The organism is Halobacillus halophilus (assembly GCF_020171985.1).
Taxonomy (GTDB): domain Bacteria; phylum Bacillota; class Bacilli; order Bacillales; family Halobacillaceae; genus Halobacillus; species Halobacillus halophilus_A.
On sequence record NZ_JAIVAL010000017.1, the window covers coordinates 14775 to 35003 of the forward strand.

Sequence of the window (20229 nt, forward strand, 5' to 3'; positions counted from 1 at the left end):
GAATCCCCCTTATCTCCGGCACCCTACATTATTTTATAAAAGGTTTCTGTAATCTATCATACAAACAAATCCATCTTAAGGAAACTAAATAACTTATAAATAGCGCATAGGATAGCTGAAGGGAGGGAAAAGAGACAAGAGAATATGAAAAGGAGTGGGACAGAATGTTGTATAAACAGTTTGCTAAGCCGGAAGGATGGATAGGTAAAATGACCGGCTGGTTTATGGTTAAAGAAAATGAGACAAGAAATGAATGGACGTTGTCTTTCCTTGATATCCAAAAGAATGACAAGGTATTGGAAGTGGGATTTGGCCCAGCGGATGCTCTAAAAAAGATAGCGGAGAAAGAAGGGGTTTCCTTATACGGTATTGATCCGTCAGAGTCAATGGTGGAGACAGCACTTCGCAGGCTGAAAAAGGAGAAGGCACCTGAACAGATATGTATGATGCAGGGGGAGGCTCAAATGTTGGAAAACTTCTATCAGCCCCTTGATAAAATCTATTCCATTAACAACATTTCATTTTGGGAGACCCCTGTAAAGACGTTACATCATCTGCATTTCTTGTTGAGGCCTGGAGGAAAAATAGCCTTAACCCTTTCCCCGCACGGACGTGGGACAAGTGATGAGACGACTGAAGTGATGGGCGGACAGCTTCGCGCACTGTTGGAAGAAGCAGGATTTGATCAAATTGAAGTATTTATTAAGCCGACATTTCCGAATGATACCGTCTGTGCCCTCGGAATGAAGAAATAGTATAGTAGTAGATAGTTTGGTTTCTAAAACTGTAACGATACAAACGTTATCTAACGCTTATTTTCGTAAAAGGTTATGGTAAGCTTTAAGTAGAAAGGGGGACTGATTTGAATGCTTCCATCTTTGAAAAAGGAAGAAAAAGATTACGTAATTGCCAAAATTCAGGAGTACTTTGAATTTGAACGAGGCGAGGAGATCGGTGATCTGGCAGCTGACCAGCTTCTACAATTAATGATCGAAGAGCTGGGTCCCTTTATATATAACAGAGGGGTTCAGGATGCACGTCAGATGGTTGAGCAAAAAGTGATGAATTTAGATGAAGATTTGATGTCCTTAACAAGACCGGCAGGGCGTCCTAAACGCTAGCTACATAATGAAACCTCCGTCCTAATCAGGACGGAGGTTTTCTCCATATAAAGTTTTAAAGCACTTTATAATAAGGGAAGGGATGCAAAAAACTAAAACTGGATAGAAAAGAGGGGAATTATAAAACAAAAGAACTTGGTATGAGATACCAGTTCCTGTGTTTACACTTACTCTTTGTGAAGTTGAAAAGCTTCAGCTAATAGTTCGTATGAGCGGAGTCGTTCCTCAAAAGGGGAAACGATCGTATTAATAATAATTTCGTTTACTTGATAGCTCTCTGCTAACTCCTCAATCTCTTGCTTTACTCGATCAGGAGAACCGACAATCATACGGCTGCGATTATCTTGTATTCTTTCCTGTTCAAAAAAAGTATAAGAGTGTTGCAGGGCTTCGTCAGGAGTAGGAAAACCGGATCTTCTCGCACCCTGTTCAATTTGTAATAAAGCGAGATCAAGACTCGAAGCTAAATACTCGGCATGTTCATCTGTCTCTGCACATACGACGAAAATCGAGACATTCGCATCCGGAGCACTTTGCTGCATGGAAGGGGAAAAGTATTTCTTGTAACGATCCACGACTCTTGTTCCTCCGTGGCCATTAATAAAATGGGCAAAAGAATACGATGCGCCTAAATCTGCAGCAAGCCGGGCACTTGTCCCGCTGGACCCGAGCATCCAGATCGGGGGAGAGGTTTCTCCTTTAGGAGTAGCATAGACATTCATTCCTCGAGGGTCCTGCCCATGCAAATAGGCCATCAATTCTTCTATTTGAGCCGGGTACCCTTCAATATCAGGTGAGCTGCCCCGGTTTAAAGCTAAGTTTACGTTTGGCATGCCGCCTGGCGCACGTCCTACGCCGAGGTCAATTCTGTTCGGGTGTAAGGCTTCCAGCACACGAAAGGACTCTGCAACCTTATAGGCGCTGTAATGAGGAAGCAGAACACCGCCTGTTCCTATGCGTATGCGGTTAGTGCGGGCTGCTAAGTGAGCAGCTAAGATAGCAGGTGATGACCCCGCCAGGCTTTCCGTACTGTGGTGTTCAGCTACCCAGAAGCGGTGGTAACCTAATCGGTCTGTCCATTCTGCCAGCTCTGTTGTTTGCTTTAGTGCATCTTGAGAAGTCATCCCGGATAATATGGGGGATTGATCTAATACACTTAATTTCATCTATAGGTCCCCCTTTACTTTAAAATATCATGTATATCGTGCCATGCAGCGTCTCATTATGCAATGGATAGGATTATCATCCATCATTAGAAAGCACCCTTTCCTTTAAGGGAGAAGGGTGCTCACCTGATCAAATTAACGAGCTAGCAAACCTAGCAATCCATAATTCACAATACTTTCCTGATCTGAATGCCATATTTGCGAAACATCCAAGTCCTGATACTTGAGAGGAGTAAAAAAGGTGGACTTCCTTCTAAACTCGTCTTTGGGCTGATAGGCTACCCATTCACCAGCTTCCAAACCTTTTTGTATTTCTATCAGGTTATCTTCTTTAAGGCCTGTTTCTACTTCTTGCCGGTCGATTTTTCCATCTTCATTCATCGTCCACACGTAGGATTTCTTCTCTTTAATGAGTCCGTCATCAAGAGTGGTAACCACCCCGTCAACTTGCTTTGTTATAATATCTACTTCTGCATGATAACCAGGCAAAACCTTCTCATCTACTTCATCTACCGTGACTTCGTATGGGTACCTGCTGCTTTCGTTGATTTCTACCTCTTCCGGATGGTCCTGAATGGCTGCGAGAGATCCATTAAGCTCCATGTTCAGTTCAGGAACGTACATCGTTACCGGCATTTCCGGTTTTACCTCTGGGCGGTCTTCTTCCTTTAAATCCCCTTTAAGGTTCAGTTCAGTTGAAGAGAGGGTCATAATGGGTTTGTCCAAATCATTTGACGTATCCGTAACGGTTCCTGAAAAAGGACTGCTGACCGTAATAACCTCTCCATTCTCACGTAGTTGATTAAGTTGACTTTCCACCATGGCAGCCATAGCTTCTTTTTGAGCCAGGACAGTTTCTTGCTCGGCAATTTTTTCTTTTTTTAAAAACTCTGTTTCAGCATAGGATCCTTCTGTGGCACTATTACCAGTTTCTCCATTAGCGGGACTCTCTGGGCTGAGATTCCCGACATTTGAATTATCTTCCGTGTTCTGATTGGTACGGCCAGGTGTGGTCAACTCATTTTCAGGGTCAGGTACTGTGTAGCTCTCAAGTTCTTGTATGTAATTTTCAATAGCCGCTATTTCCTGTTCTAAGCGGGTTTGTTTATTCTCAAGCTGCGCTTCCTTACTAGCATAGTCTTCTACTTCATAAGAATATAGGTCATCGCCTTCCTCAACGGTTTGACCTTCTTTGGCAACAAACTCATGAAAAGCGCCGGAATCCTGGTTGAAGTAAACAGGAGTGGTTTGAGCGGATGCAAAAACCCCTTCAGAAGACAGGGTGTTCTGCAAATCCGATGTAGTCGACTCAGACCATTCCTTAATATAGGACTTGCGTTCTACCTGCTCCTCGTCGTCAAAGTAAATAAGCAGAGCATTGGCTGCTATGAATGAAATTATTAAGAAGCCTAGAATTCTTTTACTATATCTTTTATTTTTCATATACCTTCACACCTTCTGCTTTCTTACCTGAGTAAATAGTGTAAAAACAGGTCATAGTTGGATAGAGCTGCGGTTCCGGTCCACAAAAGCAAGTGCCAAAAGATAACACCTGTCCATATCCACCTTTTTTTGGTGGGGGAAATGCTCGAGATGCACGTCACCTGATACCAAATGATGAACAATTGAAAGATGGATACAGAGCCAAGTAAATAAATGATCCAATCAATATTGGTTATGTAGGAAGTGATAATTCCAAATGAAAAAGGTGAAACATACCAGTCAAGTCCGAAATAAACCATTAGCGGGATCCAAAGTACACGCTCAAGAAGCATAATCAACAGGACATTCATTTGGATAATCAATAGCTTCTTATAAGTTACATGATTAAATAACCAGAAAAAGAAAGAAGAGATAAATAAGATGAAGACATATAATAGAATTCCAAATGCTACACGGCCGATTAAGAACCAGGCTTTTCGGAATTCATATTCCACTCTGTTTAAGGTGGTCATCTCATCTGATAGAGGATCGGTTCCAAGGCCCATCCAGGATGTCCAGACATAGGTCAATACGGTTAAACCTAGTAATAAGAATAATAGTTTCCAAACGTTTTTAATTCGTTCCGCTTCCCTCAATTTGAATAGATGGTCTTCGCGGCGAATAAACAGTTTAATCAAGTTTACTGAATAAGTCATTCGGTCCATCCTTTATCTTTTTTGTCTATTCTGTACTTATTTTAACTGAATTTGTCACACCTTGCTATATGATAATTGGAATCATTGGAAAAAATAACAATTTGTCACCTCTCTTAATTTAAAGGTAGGGTGGATATGATCGTGATTCTAGTAGAAGTTAGTGTTTAATTTGTTATATAAAGATTATTAAATTATCGGAACGAAATCTGAAAGCCTTAATTTTGACCTACAGGTTTACGGTGGTGGTTCTGAGTAGAACGATTCGCTGCAGCTCTGCAGCACGAAACATCGTACGCCCCATTAAACTGAGTCTTAGCACCAATCAGGAGCTTGTATGATAAATCATCGGGAAATGATTAGGATTTTACATAATCATAAAGCTCTGTTTAATCCTCCATGTAGATATTAAGGTAAAGCTCCCGTTTGTTGAAGACTTGATTTCGAGATAAATCGGGTCCGTTACTTAATATAGAGAAGGGATGGCTGCGGAAACAACTCGCTTTCCTGCGGCCCTACAAGATGTAGGGTCGATCGACGTTGCCACAGGACGTGGCGACTTTAGTCGATCCTCCTTTTCCAAGGAGTCTCCTCGCTCGTTTCACTCCCTGCGGGGTCTTGCCTAGCTCCTTCTCCCGCGGGAGTCTCGTCGTTTCCTCCGCCACCCCAGCCATTTCACATGAACGGACCCTGGCAGTAGAAAAAGCAGGAAGCTTTAATCGTCTTAAACGCTTCTATAGCGCCGCTTATACCTTTGATAGACTCCGTATTTAGCGTTAATCATATAGGTTATTCTTCCTCATATGAAGGCCATTACGTAAAGGTTCGTGCTCCCCATAATCGTAAAGGGGCGGAAGGGAACGGTGAAGACTCCTGCGGGATGAACATGATCGGTGAGATCCCGCAGGGCTGTTAAGCCCGAGGAAGCTCAGCACATATAAGAAGTTCGACTAAGATCGCCACGTCCTGTGGCAACGTCGAACGACCCTGTGTCGTGCAGGGCCGGAAAGCGAGCCGTTCCCTGGAGCCCCTTTCTCCACACAATATCTCGAAACTGAGCCTTCAACAAACCGGCCCGTTTGCTTAATAAGCCTCTATTGAAAAATCAACATAAACTGTTAAAGAGCCTTATTAAAAAAACACGACGTTCTTGGACGTCGTGTTTTCCATTACAAAGATGTCGGGGCGGTTTCATAAGGTGGCTTCTCTTTCTTTGACTTAAAGAATAAATCCCTATCTTTATATAGAAAGAGAATAGAAAGCAGGAAAGCCATCAGATCAGCTAATGGAAAGGCAAGCCATACACCGGAAACACCAAAGGAATATGGAAGAATTAATACGAGCGGAATTAAGAATAATACCTGCCTGGCCATGGACAAGATCATCGCAGGTTTTGCCATCCCAAGTGCCTGGTAAAGCCCGCCGCTGACTACTTGAACACCAATCAGCATAGCGAGGGCAAACATAATTCGTATCGCATAAGCCCCGGTTTCAATCGTAGAAGTATCTCCCGTAAAGATATGCATGAGTCCCTCTGGGAAGATCATCATAATGGCAAAGATCCCAAAAGATATTAAGGTAACAACTTTCATGCCGAGGAGAATGGTCTCTTTCAATCGATCATAGTTGTTAGCACCGTAATTATATCCAATAATAGGCTGCATGCCCTGCAGGACACCAATCATCGGCATAATTGTAAACATGGATAGCTTCTGGACGATGCCGAACACACCTACTTCAAATTCTCCCCCAAATTTAATAAGCATAAAGTTGATGGCAATCATCATTCCGCTCCCAGATACTTGACGAATGAAAGCGGGCATTCCGATGGTGATAACTTCTTTAAGAACTTTCAGGTGAGGCCGTAAAAAAGGGACCTTAATCTTTAGGGATGATTTACCGCTAAGGAAATAGTAAAGTACCACCAAACTTACCGTTCCCTGTGAGATTACAGTAGCGATTGAAGCTCCTTTAACCCCCATATCCAGTCCGAAGATAAAAATTGGATCAAGAATGATATTTAACACAGCAGGTATGATCATGGTGATCATAGCAAAGCGTGAATTACCTTCGGATCTGATTATATTGTTGGTTGTAAAAGCAAAGGAAAAGAATAATGTACCCAGCAGAATGGGATACAGATAATCCTTAGCGTATGGCAGAATGTTTTCTGTAGCTCCAAAGAGTTTAAGCAGCGGCTCCATAATAGTGAAAGCACTGATAAAACCAAATACACTGATAACGAGTATGGTGAATAAGACATTACCAAATACTTGGTTAGCTTCTTCCGGCTTGCTCTCCCCAAGTCTTCTTGAAATAACGGAGGCTCCCCCGATTCCTACAGCGGCTGCAACTGCCATCATAATCATCATGACTGGGAAACCAATACTCACGCCAGATACCCCTAGGATCCCGACTCCTCTTGCAATAAACAGGGTATCAACAACGTTGTATAAAGCCATAACAAACATCCCGATCATGGCAGGGATGGACAAGTTAGCAAGAAGCTTTGGTATTGGCTGAGTGCCTAAACGCTGACTCTGTTCTTTCATTGTTGTTCACTCCTTCCTACAGAGGGTTTCATATTCTTCTGGACTTTTTTAAGCCATGTAACCATAATTGTCTGTTCTTCTTCAGAAAGACCTTCTGTGGCCTGAAGTTCAATCTTTCGGATAATTTCCTGAATAGTGCTATGCAGTTCGCGACCTTGATTCGTTAAAGTGATTAAATTAGAACGTTTGTCATTCGGACTTGTTTGTTTCTCAATTCTTCCATGCTTAAGCAGGGATTCAATGACTCCATTCATGGAGGAAGCTTTAATATATAGTTTTTTTTGTAAAGCAGTTTGTGATTGTTGACCGCAAGTAGCCAGGAAATAGATCACTCTCGCTTGAGAATGAGTAAGATCGTACTCCCCAAGCTTTTCGTTATAAACATTTTGCATAAAGTGCGAGACCATATGAATGTTGTATCCTAATGAGTCGCTGAAGTCTTGTTTCATTTGTTTAGCCCCCTAATAAAATTAGTGTAATCGAATTTATTATTGAAGTAAATATATTTGATTCAGGGAACTTTGACTATAGGTGAATATACATGGAAATTGAATGAAAAACAGATTATTAAACAGTTTATACAGTTCTTTATAGTAATAGATGCCGTGTGAAAGATTTTTATCATCCATGCAGTTATATTTAGTGGGCTAAATATTTTCAAGTCGAATGTTTATGGAAATAGGGAAGGGGGGTAATGGTTTTTATAAAGGAGGAACTTCGATGGACACTTTAACAATTATTTCAATTACAGCGCTCGCTATCGGCCTAGTTTCATCACTGGTTATTATTATTGATGTAACACGCCACCCTCAGCAGATGGCAATCATGAATGTGGTATGGCCAATCAATGGATGGTTTCTTGGTCCGATAGCTATTTGGACTTACTTTAAATGGGGACGTATTAAAGCGAAGGATATAGACCGGGAAGACAACCGAGGCAGTGGAGCTCAAGTGTTTACATCTACCAGTCACTGCTCAGCAGGCTGTACCCTGGGTGACGCGGTCGGCGTTCCATTTGTAGCGCTGACAGGCATAGCAATAGCAGGTTCGGTATTATTCGCACATTATATCGTTGAATTCATTCTTGCGTATATCTTCGGTATTATATTTCAATTTTTCGCAATTTATCCTATGAATAAAAAAGCCGGAGCTACAAGCGCTATAAAAGAAGCGGTGAAGGCAGATACACTTTCACTGCTCGCTTTTGAAATCGGAATGTTCGGTTGGATGGCTATTGTTCATTTTGTATTATTCACAGAGCCTCCCAAACCTTCTGACGTAACTTATTGGTTTATGATGCAGATCGCTATGATTCTTGGTTTCCTTACAAGCTATCCAGCCAACCGTTGGCTTGTGAAGAAAGGGATTAAAGAGGCCATGTAAGATGTTGATAACATTGCGGCCGTAAATTCCACATCCAAAAGGGAGGAGCCACAGTCCTCCTATGACTGTCGAGTCTTTCTCGACAGTCTTTTTGTTTTACATGCATCCTTTAAGAATTTTCGAGGTGTTAGAAGTTATGCTCGTCGGGCTCAGTCTAAGGGGAATAGAAAGTGCTGATACGTTAAAAAATTGCGGTAAATTGGAAACTTCCTGATATGGAACTTTCAAGTTTTCTCTCCAAATCAAATAAAAAAAAAGTCTATGAAGCAGCTGTTTAGCAGGCCGCATAATTTATACATATTATATGGGCATCCGTGCCCGGCAGGGAGGTAAAGTAGTACTCCTGCCACTCCTGTAGTAAAATAAAGGAAGAAGGGAAGTTTAGTTGAAGGGGAGAAGTGTGTGAAGATTTCGCTAAGCCATAAGCAGTCTCTGTACTTCAGTTGCGGTTTCATTATCCTCGTTTTATTTTCAAATTTTCTGCTCCAGAAAGTAGAAGTAGCAGGGCGAGTGAGTGCCCTGCTTGTATGGGGCACAATCGTTGATGTGATGGTAGTCATTCCTGGAGTTGTATTTCTTTTTATTTTGAGAAGAAAGCCGGCAGTATCTGTTTTAGCCCCTATGATGATGGTTGGTCTTTTTATCGTTCATTGGCTTGTTCCTCCTTATGCAAAGGAGAGTCTCGTGTACTTGAACTATTCCGTAATTGCGGTAGAGGTTGGATTAGTGGGGATAGAACTTACCATCTTATTTCTATTCTTAAAGACTTTCCCCCAATGGAAAAGAAACTTCAAAAACGCTCAGTTCAATCACCCGTTCGTGTTAGGTAGGATGTATGAAGCGAACCGTATTACTTTCGCCCCCTATAAATACCGTGTTTATTTTCAACGACTCAGCGGATTTCTTGCTACAGATGTATCTGCGGTCCGCTATGCATTATTTCCTCAATTGGATCGTTATCCTCCGGAAGAATGTACCTTCAGTTACCATAAGAAAAGTGAATATTTTGGGGTTTTCCTTATGCTTATTCATGCTATGGTTATTGAAATTATTGCGGTCCATGTCCTGCTCATGCAATTCAGTCATACAGCAGCCTGGCTTGCCACTATTCTCGATGTGTATGCTTTACTTTTTCTAATAGGGGATTATCAGGCTATTAGAAAAGCTCCTGTGCATATAGGGAACCAATCTTTGGATCTGCAAAAGGGACTACGTTTCCATATTTCCATTCCATTTGAAATAATAGAACAAATTAGACCCTGCCACCAGACTGCAAAAGAATGCTCAAGCGATAAGGCGGCTTTGGATCTGACACTTGCAGGGTTAGAACCTGCGCAGCCTCAATATATTCTTGAATTATCGCAGCCGTTGGAAGCTCATTTATGCTTCGGGTTAAAGCGGGAAATTAGCCGAATGTACATAACGGTCGATGAACCGCATGCTTTTGTGGAAGAATTGGAGAAACACGGCGTGGTTTTAAATGTGATAAATTAGTAAATCATACCTGTAGGGTTTATAGAAAGGGAGGTTCTCATTATATGGCACGATATGAAACCGGATTATTTATATACAATGGAAATGAAGATAGCAATGTACTCGAAACAAACCTTTCACAAACGATACCAATTTTGACTCAGGAAGTGAAGGAGCTTAAAGTTCTCCAGACGGATTCACTTGATGAGTTCAGGGAAGCCTGCAGAAATTATGGACCAGAAGTGGAAGTCCTCTTTATTCTGGGAGGTGATGGAACGGTTCACGAGGGAATTAACAGCATGGCTGATCTGGAAAGACGTCCAGTGATAGGAGTGCTGCCTGGAGGGACGTGTAATGATTTCAGCCGTGTACTGGATACTCCTCAGAATATGCAGCAAGCTGCACGTGCAATTATTAAAGGGGAAGAGCTGACTTTAGATGCTGGAAAGACTAATAATTATTACTTTATTAATTTTTGGGGGATTGGATTAGTAACCCAGGCTTCATTTAATATTGACGAAGATAGTAAAAACCGTTTCGGCGTATTAAGCTATTTCATGAGTGCTTTAAAAACCATGAATGAGGCAACTCCTTTCGAATTTACGGTGACAGTGGATGGAGAGAAATTAGAAGGAGAAGCTATCATGATTCTCGTGATGAACGGACAATTTATCGGAACTCGCCGTGTTCCTGTCCCTTCCATCGACTTACAGGACGGTCTTCTTGATGTGCTCGTAGTTAAAAACTCCAATTTGAAATTATTCAAAGAACTGATGACAATGAAACGTCCATGGGCGAATGAGGAACGTTTTCAAGAACTACATCATCTGCAAGGGAAACAAGTGAAAATTGAAGTCGATTCTTCACAGGAAATCGATATGGACGGCGAAATTAAAGGAGAGACCCCAGCTGATCTGGAAGTGCTTCCTGATCATTTCACTTTCTTGAGCGGCGGGCCGAATGCCCTGCATGCCTTTTCTGAAAAATAAGCAGAATTAACTGCAAAAGCCCCGGCTGCTCCACAGGGAGAAGCCGGGGCTTTTTATTTCTCGCATACAGCGACACCAAGAGGGTAATAAACATTTTCTCTCGGCGGCTCAATTAGTACGCCATTCTGATAAAAAAACTCCTGTTTAGCATAATTGGTAAATAACTTCCGGAATTCTTGGGGAGTGATCTGATGGACATGGAAAGGGGAACCGCACTCTTTCCCGCGGCCTTTTCCAAAAGGGGTGGAGATGATGAGTTTTCCACCTGGGTTAAGCAATTGGTAATAGTTATGCAAAAGCTTTTCTTCTTCATCAATATGTTCATACGTTTCAAAGCTAACGATCACATCAAACCTTCCCAGGTGAGAGGACAAATGAGGATCGATGGCATCGTGTGTCTCAAAGCTGGATTTTGGATGATAATAGGTGCCTTTTGCGTAACGGATAATTTCCTGATCAATATCGACTCCCACAACGTCATCAATTTGATGTTTACATTGCTTTGCGATCATATGGGTCCCATACCCCGCTCCGCACGATAAATCTAAAACTCGGCCTTGCATATAAGATAATGAAAACTGGTATCTGGCTACATGCTCAAGCAGCAGATTATTCATAGGATCTGTGTACTCTGGAATGAGACGCTCCCCTGTATTTTTTACCACATTTTGTCACCGCTTTCTATGCGTCTAACCCCTTTCATTATGCCATATTTTTAAGAATGCACAAAAAAGGGTATAGCCAAATATAAAATTCATGGTGGTTTGACATCTTAATTTTGTTAAACTTATACTATCTTTATCTATAGAAAAGGACGAAAGGGCGAAGGTTTATGAGCGAACAAGAGTCATACTACAAGAAAAAACAGGATCCCTCGTTGAAATTATTTGTCGTTTTAACGAAGGCACAGCGCTCCGTAGCTGACCTGGTTAGAGATGATATCCAGCGTTATGGATTAAATCCTACAGAATTCGGAGTTCTGGAACTGTTGTATCATGAAGGAGAACAGCCACTACAGAAAATTGGTGAGAAGATTCTTTTAGCCAGTGGCAGTATTACGTATGTCGTAGATAAGCTGGAAAAAAAGGAATATCTAGAACGGGTTCCATGCCCGAACGACCGGCGGATTACGTTTGCTTCTATTACAGAAAAAGGAAGGGAGTTTTTGAACGAGATCTTCCCTGACCATTGGAAGCAAATAGAGAGGATTACCGGAGGGCTAACGGACGAAGAAAAAGTACAAGCGATTGAACTGTTAAAAAAACTCGGGAAAAACACAGAAGGAAATCAGGACTAGAGAATTTTCTGAATATAGTTTATACTAAGACTTAATTCTAAAGGCAAAGGAGGGTATGACGATGTTACAAATGCATGTGCTTGACTATCAATTGAACTATGTCCGCCGTGCGATTATTCACAATTCATCTGTTAAAGGGACACGTCTGTCCAATTTTACAGGTGAATAGCGAATAAAATGTAACGTCTCATATCTGATTATACCAATGCGCAATGAAGTCAGAGGTTACGGGACCTCTGGCTTTTTTTGTCTTTAGGAGGAAAATAAAATGCTTATTACATTGAAAGATATATATAAAATCGTTGGTGGCCGAGTTTTGTTTGAATGCCTTAATTTTGAATTGAATGAAGGACAGAGGGTTGGGCTTGTCGGCCGCAATGGAAGTGGTAAATCTACTTTATTCCGCTTGATTACGAAAGAGGAAGCTATTGACGGCGGAGATGTGTTTATCCGCAAAAACTTAACGATTGGGTATTTAAAGCAAATTCCTGAAGAGTGGGAATCATCAGGTAAAGCTTATTTGGAAGCGGCTTTTGAAGAATTGCTGCAAATGAAGAATGATATGCAGGGGCTGGAAGAAAAGATGCGTGACCCTGAAAGAATGGAACGAGCTCTTAGTGAATATGGAGAAATTCAAGAAAGATTTACTCAGGCAGGCGGTTACGAAATTGAATCAACCATCAACCAGGTGGCTAATGGTCTGAAGGTTCAGGAGCTTCTTGATCAGCCCTTCTTCCAGTTAAGCGGCGGTGAAAAAACAAAGCTAGGATTGGCTCGAATCTTATTGGAAAAGCCGGATGTATTACTGCTGGATGAACCAACAAACCACTTGGATTTACAAGCCATTGAATGGCTTGAAGAATACTTGCAGCAGTATGAAGGTTCTGTATGTATGATTTCCCATGACCGGTCTTTTCTCAATCATACAGTCACGGATATTATGGATTTGGAATCTGGAGACATTCAAACCTATAAAGGCAGCTATACCTCTTTTGAAAAACAAAAAGAAGAGAAATTGCTCGCGGAATTTCACCAGTATCAGGAACAGCAGAAAAAAATAAAAAAAATGAAAGAGGCTATTCGCCGGCTTAGACAATGGGCTAATGAAGCTAATCCACCGAATCCTAAACTATTTAAAAAAGCAAAGAGTATGGAGAAAGCACTGGAGCGTATGGAAAAAATAGATAAACCAATTGTTGATCCTAAAAAGATGAACCTTGCGCTCCAGGCAGAGGGAAGAACCGGTAAGGATATACTTGTGGCTGATGACGTCAAAAAATCTTACGGGGATCGGGTGATTTTGAATGGCGTTCATCTTCATTTAAGAAATCGTGATCGGCTAGCTCTGGTGGGAACAAACGGAAGCGGAAAATCCACTTTGCTGCGCTTATTACTCGGACAGGAAGAACCTGAAGAAGGATCAATCAAAACAGGGCCTTCGATCAGAGTAGGGTATTTGCCTCAAAACCCATTAATGGGGGCGGACCGTGACCAGCGGATGATTGATTATTTTCGAAATTCGATTCGAGTGACGGAGGGCGAAGCTCGTCATATGCTTGCCGCTTTTATGTTCTACGGGTATGATGTATTTCAAAAGATCAGGCATTTAAGCGGAGGAGAACAAATGCGGCTGAAGCTTGCCGTGTTTATGCATGAAGGTATTAATGTATTAATATTGGACGAGCCAACCAATCATTTAGATATTGAGTCTCAGGAAGTACTGGAAGAAGCTCTTAAAAAATTCGAAGGAACCGTACTTGGGGTTTCTCATGACCGATATTTCTTAAATCAATGCTTTTCAGATACAGCTTATCTTGCAGGCGGGAAAATTTATAGATATATAGGTTCTTATGATGAAACAAGGAAATACTGGATGGAACTTCTGGACCAGCAGCAAAGGAAAAACGCTCAAAAAGAATCTCCTTCAACGGCAGAGAAGCATAGAAACCATCGACCTCACATTAAACAGAAATTTGCAGTCGAAGAGGCCATAGCAGGTTTAGAAAAAGAAGTAACACAGCTTGAAAGCCAAATGGCAGAAGAGAACAATGTAGAGGAATTAATGAAGCTTCAGATAGAAAAGGATCAATTGAATGAAGAGATCGAAAAACTTTATGCACAGTGGATGGAAGAATAAAGTATAGGTCCTTGATCATTGTTGAGAAAGTTTAAATATAGGATAAGAAAAGCCTCGAGCGCAGTCGCTCGAGGCTTTATTGTAGCAGCATTCTTTAAAGCAAGGACGTGTGTTTTCGCTGATCGTGTTTATGACGGCCGTAATAATCAATAAGTGTCTGCACATAAGACGTTAAGTCAGGGCAGGTAATGGAAGAGCCCTGTAAGTCATTCTGAGCTTCAGTCGAGTCATAGTCACTTTTGGTAAGAAAATAGTCCATCGCTTCTTTCTGAATACCAAGTTTCTTTCTTATCGAACGAATTTGTAATCCCTGATTGGCCATCGCTCCCGGAAGGCTAAGCATAGGACGGCGTTCAAGGTAGGTATCGGAAAATAATTGGTAGATTTCTCGAGCCGTGTAAGGATCAGGGTCCGTTAGATGGTACGTTTTTCCTTTACTTTTCTGAATATGCACTAAATAGATACTGCCTTTAATTACATAATCCTGAGGTACTAAATTAACCTTTGCATCCCCCTTTCCAAATTGAGGGATGACCGGCAGTGCGCGGAAACGATCCAGCATATTTAACACAAAGTAGGGTCCGTCGAATTTGAGTGTTTCTCCTGTCCTTGAATGACCTACGACAATTCCCGGCCGAATGATGGTTATAGGGAGATGCTCTTTTTCTGATTCGACGAGCTTTTCAGCTTCGTATTTTGTATATTCATAATGATTCTTGAAACCTTCTTGATGTGTCAATTCGTCTTCATATATCTTTCCTTCTCGTTTTCCTGAGATGTAGGCCGAACTAAAATAAAGATACCTTTGTAACTTTAGGAAACTTCGAAGCCAATGGTTTACCTCCCTTGTTCCCTGTACATTCACACGCCATGCTTTTGTAAGAGAAACAGCCAAATCGTAGAGTGCAGCAAGGTGAAAGAAATGGGTGGTCTCTCTTTCAAGTTTTGCACGTAATGAAGGATCAAGTCCCAACCCTGGTTTTGTAATATCTCCTGGCACAAGCTCGATTTTCTGCCTGTCTACGTAAATTTCCTTCGCTAATTCTTTCACCCTTTGCTCAGCCAATTCTTTCATTTCAGGTAAATGAATTAAGTAAATTTTGTCTACTGGATACCCTTCGAAAAACAGCTCTTCTACGATGTTGGATGCCAGGTACCCTGGAAATCCTGTACACACATAGGTGTTCGCCAAATCAATCATCTCCTATTAAGTGGTTATTTTATCCATTCGTCAGTTGAGTCAGGTTTTCCTTCTTCAACGTCTGATCTCCTTTAATGGTGGAGGAAGTGCGGGAAGAGAATCTGGCTTATAAGAACATCATGGGGGAAGTATGTTCTCCCCTTTACATATTTGTAGGTACATTCTATCATAATAGGTGGTTTTGAAACTGTAATAAAAGGGTAACGGAAAAGTAATAAACAGAGACGCAAAGGCAATGAGGAGGGACAGCTATGAGTGACCAGAAAGTTGTGGTGTACACGAGCAGGAACTGTGCAAAATGCGATCAGGTAGTAGCCAAACTCTCGGAATGGGAAATTGATTATGAAGAGCGCAATGTATCCACTAACCGTGATCACTTTAAAGAACTTCAAAATATGAAGATATATGGAACGCCAGCAACATTTATAAATCAGGAGAAAATCCTGGGCTTTCAGGAAAGAAAGTTAAAACGAGCGCTGGGAATCCAGTCCGCTGAACGTTTTGTAGATTCCGATATGATGAATTATTCATAATTCTGCAAGTGATTCTCATGGATCACTTGCTTTTTTTTACACTTTTTCATCTTTCCAACATAGGCTGAAGTAAACACGTCAAGAAGGTGGAACATCATGTATCCCTATTATCAACAATGGTATGACTGGTCCCGTCAATCGACTGTTTATCCTTATGATCCTGCCTTTTATCAAGGTGCATACCAAAACCAGGGGAATGTAAATGGCTGGTATAATCATGGTTATAACCAAAATGCGTATGTGCCTCAAAATCCATATCCGTATAGTTACGGCTACACAGGATATACTGAAAATGGAAATCCTAAAACATCCTCCTTCCAAGCAGGAGCGCTTCCAAAAGGCGTTATGAATTATTTTCAAAATGAGGATGGGCAGCTGGATTTTGATAAAATGATGTCGACCACGGGTCAAGTAGTGAAAACAGTTCAGCAGGTTTCGCCGATTGTAAAGGGCATCGGCACGTTTGTAAAAGGCTTCAAATAAACGCGCTCCTATTTGCGGGCGCGTGTTTTTTCTTATGGAACAAGTCATGTGATATAATATTTCGCATAGCGAAATAATAGTGGAGGCGCGGATAATGAGTATTGGTTGTTTATGTATTCATGGCTACACGGGAAGTCCTGAGGAAGTTCAACCCCTCGTAGATTTTTTAAGTGGACGAACCACCTGGGAGATTTCCAACCCTACTTTACCCGGTCATGGGGAAGAACTGGATCTCCAGGGACATTACTACCAGGAATGGATCGCGACAGCGGAGCTTGCATTATTAGACTTGTTGAAGAGGAACGATACCATTGTCATAATCGGGTTCTCTATGGGTGGGATGATTGCTGCGTATTTAACGGCTAAATATAGGATTAACCGTCTTGTATTACTCTCGGCAGCAGGGAAATATGTGAGCCTGCCGCAAATGTACAAAGACATTTATGAAATGCTTGCAGATGCCTGGAAAGGGGCGCTGGCTTCCAATGAGCTCTTTACGAGATACCAGAGGAAATTACAGCAAACCTATCTATTCTCCACATTCGAATTTATGAAGTGCGTGCAGTTCACCAGACCTTACTTAAAGCAGGTAAGATGTCCTGTGCTGATCATTCAGGGGGAATTGGATGGGATGGTTCCTAAGAAAACGGCGGAATTCCTCGATGAAGAAATTCCAGCAGAAGAAAAAGAGCTGATCTTCCTTAAAAATTCCAAGCATTTAATCTGTCATGGCGATGATAAGGACGAGCTCTTCGATGCGGTATTAGAATTTTTAAACTGATTTTAGAGAAAGGGTGCAGTTAAATGACGAAAGATCAAAATACAAAAGCACCCCTTCAAACCTCATTTTATTATGGGTGGATCATTGTTGCGGTTGCTGGGCTTAGTGTATTTTTCTCAGGGCCGGGCCAAACCTATTCGGTTTCAATTTTCATAGATTACTATATTAAGGACTTTGAGTATTCGCGTTCCCTCGTTTCAGGTATATACTCAGGCGCTACATTGTGTGCCGGGTTTGCCTTATTCATGATGGGGAGACTGGTCGATCGATTTGGTCAGCGAACGATGATGGTATCGGTGGGGATATTATTATCTCTGGCATTGTTTTGGAACGCCTTCCTGTTAGGCCCGATCATGATGTTTTTTGGCTTTTTTATGATTCGTTTATTTGGTCAGGGCTCGATGACTTTAATTCCTAACACCCTGGTGCCTCAATGGTTTATTCGCAAAAGAGGCCGCGCGCTAAGTGTGATGGCGATTGGTGGATTCGCGAGTTCAGCCTTAATGCCGCCTTTGAATACATGGATGATCGAAACGGTAGGGTGGAGAACAGCATGGGGAATCTGGGGCAGCTTATTATTGATTGTATTTGTTCCCGTGGCATTCTTCTTTGTCCGCAACCAGCCTAAACTGGTTGGAGAAATACCAGACGGAACTCCAAAGCCTGTGAAAGGCGGGGACGATCCGAATCCGAATATAGAAGTTAATGAAAAAAGCTGGACTTTAAAAGAAGCTATGGCTACGAAAGCTTTCTGGTTTATACTTTTTTGCGTGATCGTACCTGCTCTTGTAAATACAGCTATTACCTTTCATATTGTATCGATTATGGGCTTAAGAGGCCTTGATACGGGAGTCGCTGCAATGGTGTTGACTTTAATGGCGATTATCGGATTCCCTGTTACATTCCTGACAGGGTACTTAGTGGATCGATTCCAAGTACATTACATATTGGCTATCACTTTCTTTGGTCATATTTTTACTTTACTGCTTCTATTATTTACAGATACTTGGTGGCTTGCTGTAGCTTTTGGAGTGCTTTGGGGTTTTGTGAATGGATTTGAACGCATTGTTCTGAGTATTGTTTGGCCGAACTACTTTGGCCGTGAGCATTTGGGAAGCATTAAGGGACTCGCGCAAACCGTCATGGTTATCGGGTCTGCCTTAGGACCGCTTCCGTTTGGCATTTTTTATGATTGGCTTGGAGGCTACCAGGAAGTCATTCTGCTAACCATTGCGTTCCCAATAACGGCTGGGATTCTGGCTTTGAGTTCTCCGCAGCCTAGATATGAAGACTATCACGCCTGATTGTCAGAGCCCAGATCCGGATGAAAAAACCGGGACTGGGCTTTTGGTGTTAGATATAGGTCTGTCCGTCTATTTGACATAAACTCTGGAATAATTCTTAAACTCATGTCTATCTCGTTAAACTCATCTATTGTTACATGAAAACCGCAAACCTCCAGTGAAGTTTTGAGCACGTTCTCTATTTCCTGACATACTTGCAGATCCTTCCTTGATAGAATTCATAAGGAACCAGCCTTTTGCTTTTCATCTGTTCCATTCATTAGCAGGTTCCAGTAACTCAACTGAGCGGAATGATATTGAAAAAGCTCCACGTCGCGTCTATCCAGGGACTGATTCATTTTTAATTGATGATAGTTAATAGAAAGCGCAATATCTGAGTACATATACAAATTATTCAAGTAGTATTCCTCTAAATAAGCGGAAGGAATAAAGAAGGGAAGCTTCGTGTCCGTGTGTAAAGAGACAAGCCAGCCTATCGATTCTACGTAGTGATGATCATCGCCTATGTAAATAAACTCTCCTCTCTTAAAATGAAGACATTTATTGGGGCTGCCGGGATCTCTATGGTAGGTAAAATCGCATGTAACAATGAGACAATCTTTCATGTTCATTCCCCTTTATAAGAAGATGATTAAATTATAATTGTCAATGAAGCGTCTGCTTTTTAAATGTAGACATAGGGAGGATCATGAACTCAAATTGCATTCTTAAAGTCAATAAAAAAGCTGCAGGGCAGATGCTCCGCAGCTTTTGGTTAATCTATTAATCTCGGAAGAAAGCAATAACTAATCCACCTTCGCCTGCATAAGTCGAGATAAGAGGACCCGTTTCCATAAACAAACTTTCTTTAGGATTATAACGTTCTTTTATATCATCGAGAACTTTTCGGCCTCTTGCTTCATCATTACAATGGGATAAAGCAATCACTCTGTCTTCTAAGGTGTGGGCATATTCACCAATCTGGTCAATAAAGCGGCGGATGGATTTCTTGTTTCCGCGAACCTTTTCCGTAACTTCTACGGCTCCTTCATCATCACTGGCTTTCATAAGAAGTTTAATGTTTAATGTCTTGGCGATCGTACCTTTCATTCGATCGAGACGTCCGCCTTTAATCACGTTTTCAAGCGTTTTTAAAATAAATAACGTCGTGGTTTTTTCGATGCGTTCTTCCATATGAGCTACCAGAGCTTCAAAATCCAGACCTTCTTCAATTTTCTTGTTGGCTTCATGGACGAGCAAGGCTATGCCGCAAGAAGCGGTTCTCGTGTTCAATACGGCTATTTTTCGTTCTGGATCTTCCTCAAGAAGCATGTCCATCCCCATTACAGCACTTTCGTACGTACTGCTCAGTCCCTGAGTGAGTGCGAGAACCAGAATAGGAGTGTCACGATCTACTTCTTTATATTTTTCATAAAAGTCATTCGGACTTGGAGAAGAAGATCTTGGCAATTCTTCTGATTGTTTTAGTTTTTTATAAAAAGTAGGCAGATCAATGGTCTCACCTGTTTTATAATGTTCCTCGCCAAAATGAATATTCAAGGGTACATTTTTGATGGAATGTTGATCGTTCATGGAGTCGGGAAGGTCTCCCCCTCCATCAATCAAAAGTTGTATGGTCAATCTCTTCACCTGCTCTCAAGTAATGGTACATCTTTACTTTTCTATCATTATAAC

20 protein-coding genes are annotated in these 20229 nt (G+C 41.5%); 11 read left to right on the top strand and 9 right to left on the bottom strand.

Annotation, left to right across the window (positions count from 1 at the left end; all coding sequences use genetic code 11):
- Positions 1–164 precede the first annotated feature (164 nt).
- Both LCM11_RS19575 and LCM11_RS19580 read left to right on the top strand, forming a co-directional pair.
- Positions 165–755 carry a class I SAM-dependent methyltransferase gene (locus tag LCM11_RS19575; protein WP_224895926.1) on the top strand — a complete coding sequence of 197 codons (591 nt, stop codon included), beginning with the start codon at positions 165–167 and terminating at the stop codon, positions 753–755.
- Between the two features lie 111 nt (positions 756–866).
- On the top strand, positions 867–1121 hold the full coding sequence (locus LCM11_RS19580) for a DUF2164 domain-containing protein (RefSeq protein WP_224895927.1): 255 nt from the start codon (positions 867–869) through the stop codon (positions 1119–1121).
- Between the two features lie 167 nt (positions 1122–1288).
- Here LCM11_RS19580 and LCM11_RS19585 read toward each other — a convergent pair whose 3' ends face one another.
- The 5 genes from LCM11_RS19585 to LCM11_RS19605 all read right to left on the bottom strand — a co-directional run bounded on the left by LCM11_RS19585 (position 1289) and on the right by LCM11_RS19605 (position 7423).
- Positions 1289–2287 (bottom strand): LLM class flavin-dependent oxidoreductase, encoded by a 999-nt coding sequence (locus LCM11_RS19585; protein ID WP_224895928.1) that lies wholly within the window; start codon positions 2285–2287, stop codon positions 1289–1291.
- Between the two features lie 135 nt (positions 2288–2422).
- Positions 2423–3730, bottom strand: a complete 1308-nt coding sequence (locus tag LCM11_RS19590; RefSeq protein WP_224895929.1) for an efflux RND transporter periplasmic adaptor subunit — start codon at positions 3728–3730, stop codon at positions 2423–2425.
- A 23-nt stretch (positions 3731–3753) separates the two neighbouring features.
- Positions 3754–4425: a hypothetical protein gene (locus LCM11_RS19595; protein WP_224895930.1), complete on the bottom strand. Its 672-nt coding sequence runs from the start codon at positions 4423–4425 to the stop codon at positions 3754–3756.
- 1166 nt (positions 4426–5591) lie between these two features.
- On the bottom strand, positions 5592–6974 hold the full coding sequence (locus tag LCM11_RS19600) for an MATE family efflux transporter (RefSeq protein ID WP_224895931.1): 1383 nt from the start codon (positions 6972–6974) through the stop codon (positions 5592–5594).
- A complete protein-coding gene (locus tag LCM11_RS19605; protein ID WP_224895932.1) occupies positions 6971–7423 on the bottom strand; it encodes a MarR family winged helix-turn-helix transcriptional regulator in 453 nt (150 codons plus the stop codon). Before LCM11_RS19605 ends, LCM11_RS19600 begins: the two co-directional genes overlap by 4 nt.
- 271 nt (positions 7424–7694) lie before the next feature.
- Here LCM11_RS19605 and LCM11_RS19610 point away from each other — a divergent pair, with 271 nt between their 5' ends.
- The 3 genes from LCM11_RS19610 (at position 7695) to LCM11_RS19620 (ending at position 10819) form a co-directional block, all read left to right on the top strand.
- Positions 7695–8357, top strand: coding sequence for a DUF4396 domain-containing protein (locus LCM11_RS19610; RefSeq protein WP_224895933.1), 663 nt, complete (start codon positions 7695–7697; stop codon positions 8355–8357).
- Between the two features lie 402 nt (positions 8358–8759).
- Positions 8760–9851: a hypothetical protein gene (locus tag LCM11_RS19615; RefSeq protein WP_224895934.1), complete on the top strand. Its 1092-nt coding sequence runs from the start codon at positions 8760–8762 to the stop codon at positions 9849–9851.
- Between the two features lie 44 nt (positions 9852–9895).
- Entirely contained in the window at positions 9896–10819 is a 924-nt protein-coding gene (locus LCM11_RS19620; RefSeq protein ID WP_224895935.1) for a YegS/Rv2252/BmrU family lipid kinase, read from the top strand.
- 53 nt (positions 10820–10872) lie between these two features.
- Here LCM11_RS19620 and LCM11_RS19625 read toward each other — a convergent pair whose 3' ends face one another.
- Positions 10873–11484, bottom strand: a complete 612-nt coding sequence (locus LCM11_RS19625; RefSeq protein WP_224895936.1) for a class I SAM-dependent methyltransferase — start codon at positions 11482–11484, stop codon at positions 10873–10875.
- Positions 11485–11651: 167 nt separating this feature from the next.
- On the opposite strand from LCM11_RS19625, the gene LCM11_RS19630 reads away from it, so the two are divergent.
- Both LCM11_RS19630 and abc-f read left to right on the top strand, forming a co-directional pair.
- Positions 11652–12116, top strand: a complete 465-nt coding sequence (locus LCM11_RS19630; RefSeq protein ID WP_224895937.1) for a MarR family winged helix-turn-helix transcriptional regulator — start codon at positions 11652–11654, stop codon at positions 12114–12116.
- 268 nt (positions 12117–12384) lie between these two features.
- Positions 12385–14253, top strand: a complete 1869-nt coding sequence (gene abc-f, locus LCM11_RS19635; RefSeq protein WP_224895938.1) for a ribosomal protection-like ABC-F family protein — start codon at positions 12385–12387, stop codon at positions 14251–14253.
- 94 nt (positions 14254–14347) lie between these two features.
- Here the strand turns inward: abc-f and LCM11_RS19640 are convergent, their stop codons facing one another.
- Positions 14348–15445: an SDR family oxidoreductase gene (locus LCM11_RS19640; protein WP_224895939.1), complete on the bottom strand. Its 1098-nt coding sequence runs from the start codon at positions 15443–15445 to the stop codon at positions 14348–14350.
- 260 nt (positions 15446–15705) lie between these two features.
- On the opposite strand from LCM11_RS19640, the gene LCM11_RS19645 reads away from it, so the two are divergent.
- The 4 genes from LCM11_RS19645 to LCM11_RS19660 all read left to right on the top strand — a co-directional run bounded on the left by LCM11_RS19645 (position 15706) and on the right by LCM11_RS19660 (position 18555).
- Positions 15706–15987: a glutaredoxin family protein gene (locus tag LCM11_RS19645; RefSeq protein WP_224895940.1), complete on the top strand. Its 282-nt coding sequence runs from the start codon at positions 15706–15708 to the stop codon at positions 15985–15987.
- 96 nt (positions 15988–16083) lie between these two features.
- The gene (locus LCM11_RS19650) at positions 16084–16470 is read left to right on the top strand and encodes a YppG family protein (RefSeq protein ID WP_224895941.1); all 387 of its coding nucleotides are present in this window, start codon (positions 16084–16086) and stop codon (positions 16468–16470) included.
- Positions 16471–16564: 94 nt separating this feature from the next.
- Positions 16565–17251: an alpha/beta hydrolase gene (locus LCM11_RS19655; protein WP_224895942.1), complete on the top strand. Its 687-nt coding sequence runs from the start codon at positions 16565–16567 to the stop codon at positions 17249–17251.
- A 23-nt stretch (positions 17252–17274) separates the two neighbouring features.
- Complete coding sequence (locus LCM11_RS19660; protein ID WP_224895943.1) at positions 17275–18555, top strand: MFS transporter; 1281 nt, start codon at positions 17275–17277, stop codon at positions 18553–18555.
- A 218-nt stretch (positions 18556–18773) separates the two neighbouring features.
- On the opposite strand, the gene LCM11_RS19665 is transcribed toward LCM11_RS19660, so the two are convergent.
- Both LCM11_RS19665 and LCM11_RS19670 read right to left on the bottom strand, forming a co-directional pair.
- Positions 18774–19160, bottom strand: coding sequence for a hypothetical protein (locus LCM11_RS19665; RefSeq protein WP_224895944.1), 387 nt, complete (start codon positions 19158–19160; stop codon positions 18774–18776).
- A 157-nt stretch (positions 19161–19317) separates the two neighbouring features.
- Positions 19318–20175 (bottom strand): DegV family protein, encoded by an 858-nt coding sequence (locus LCM11_RS19670; protein WP_224895945.1) that lies wholly within the window; start codon positions 20173–20175, stop codon positions 19318–19320.
- Positions 20176–20229 lie beyond the last annotated feature (54 nt).

Coding starts and splice junctions, on each gene's coding strand:
- LCM11_RS19575 (WP_224895926.1), top strand. CDS start 165: ATGTTGTATAAACAGTTTGCTAAGCCGGAAGGATGGATAGGTAAAATG.
- LCM11_RS19580 (WP_224895927.1), top strand. CDS start 867: ATGCTTCCATCTTTGAAAAAGGAAGAAAAAGATTACGTAATTGCCAAA.
- LCM11_RS19585 (WP_224895928.1), bottom strand. CDS start 2,287: ATGAAATTAAGTGTATTAGATCAATCCCCCATATTATCCGGGATGACT.
- LCM11_RS19590 (WP_224895929.1), bottom strand. CDS start 3,730: ATGAAAAATAAAAGATATAGTAAAAGAATTCTAGGCTTCTTAATAATT.
- LCM11_RS19595 (WP_224895930.1), bottom strand. CDS start 4,425: ATGACTTATTCAGTAAACTTGATTAAACTGTTTATTCGCCGCGAAGAC.
- LCM11_RS19600 (WP_224895931.1), bottom strand. CDS start 6,974: ATGAAAGAACAGAGTCAGCGTTTAGGCACTCAGCCAATACCAAAGCTT.
- LCM11_RS19605 (WP_224895932.1), bottom strand. CDS start 7,423: ATGAAACAAGACTTCAGCGACTCATTAGGATACAACATTCATATGGTC.
- LCM11_RS19610 (WP_224895933.1), top strand. CDS start 7,695: ATGGACACTTTAACAATTATTTCAATTACAGCGCTCGCTATCGGCCTA.
- LCM11_RS19620 (WP_224895935.1), top strand. CDS start 9,896: ATGGCACGATATGAAACCGGATTATTTATATACAATGGAAATGAAGAT.
- LCM11_RS19630 (WP_224895937.1), top strand. CDS start 11,652: ATGAGCGAACAAGAGTCATACTACAAGAAAAAACAGGATCCCTCGTTG.
- abc-f (WP_224895938.1), top strand. CDS start 12,385: ATGCTTATTACATTGAAAGATATATATAAAATCGTTGGTGGCCGAGTT.
- LCM11_RS19645 (WP_224895940.1), top strand. CDS start 15,706: ATGAGTGACCAGAAAGTTGTGGTGTACACGAGCAGGAACTGTGCAAAA.
- LCM11_RS19650 (WP_224895941.1), top strand. CDS start 16,084: ATGTATCCCTATTATCAACAATGGTATGACTGGTCCCGTCAATCGACT.
- LCM11_RS19655 (WP_224895942.1), top strand. CDS start 16,565: ATGAGTATTGGTTGTTTATGTATTCATGGCTACACGGGAAGTCCTGAG.
- LCM11_RS19660 (WP_224895943.1), top strand. CDS start 17,275: ATGACGAAAGATCAAAATACAAAAGCACCCCTTCAAACCTCATTTTAT.
- LCM11_RS19665 (WP_224895944.1), bottom strand. CDS start 19,160: ATGAAAGATTGTCTCATTGTTACATGCGATTTTACCTACCATAGAGAT.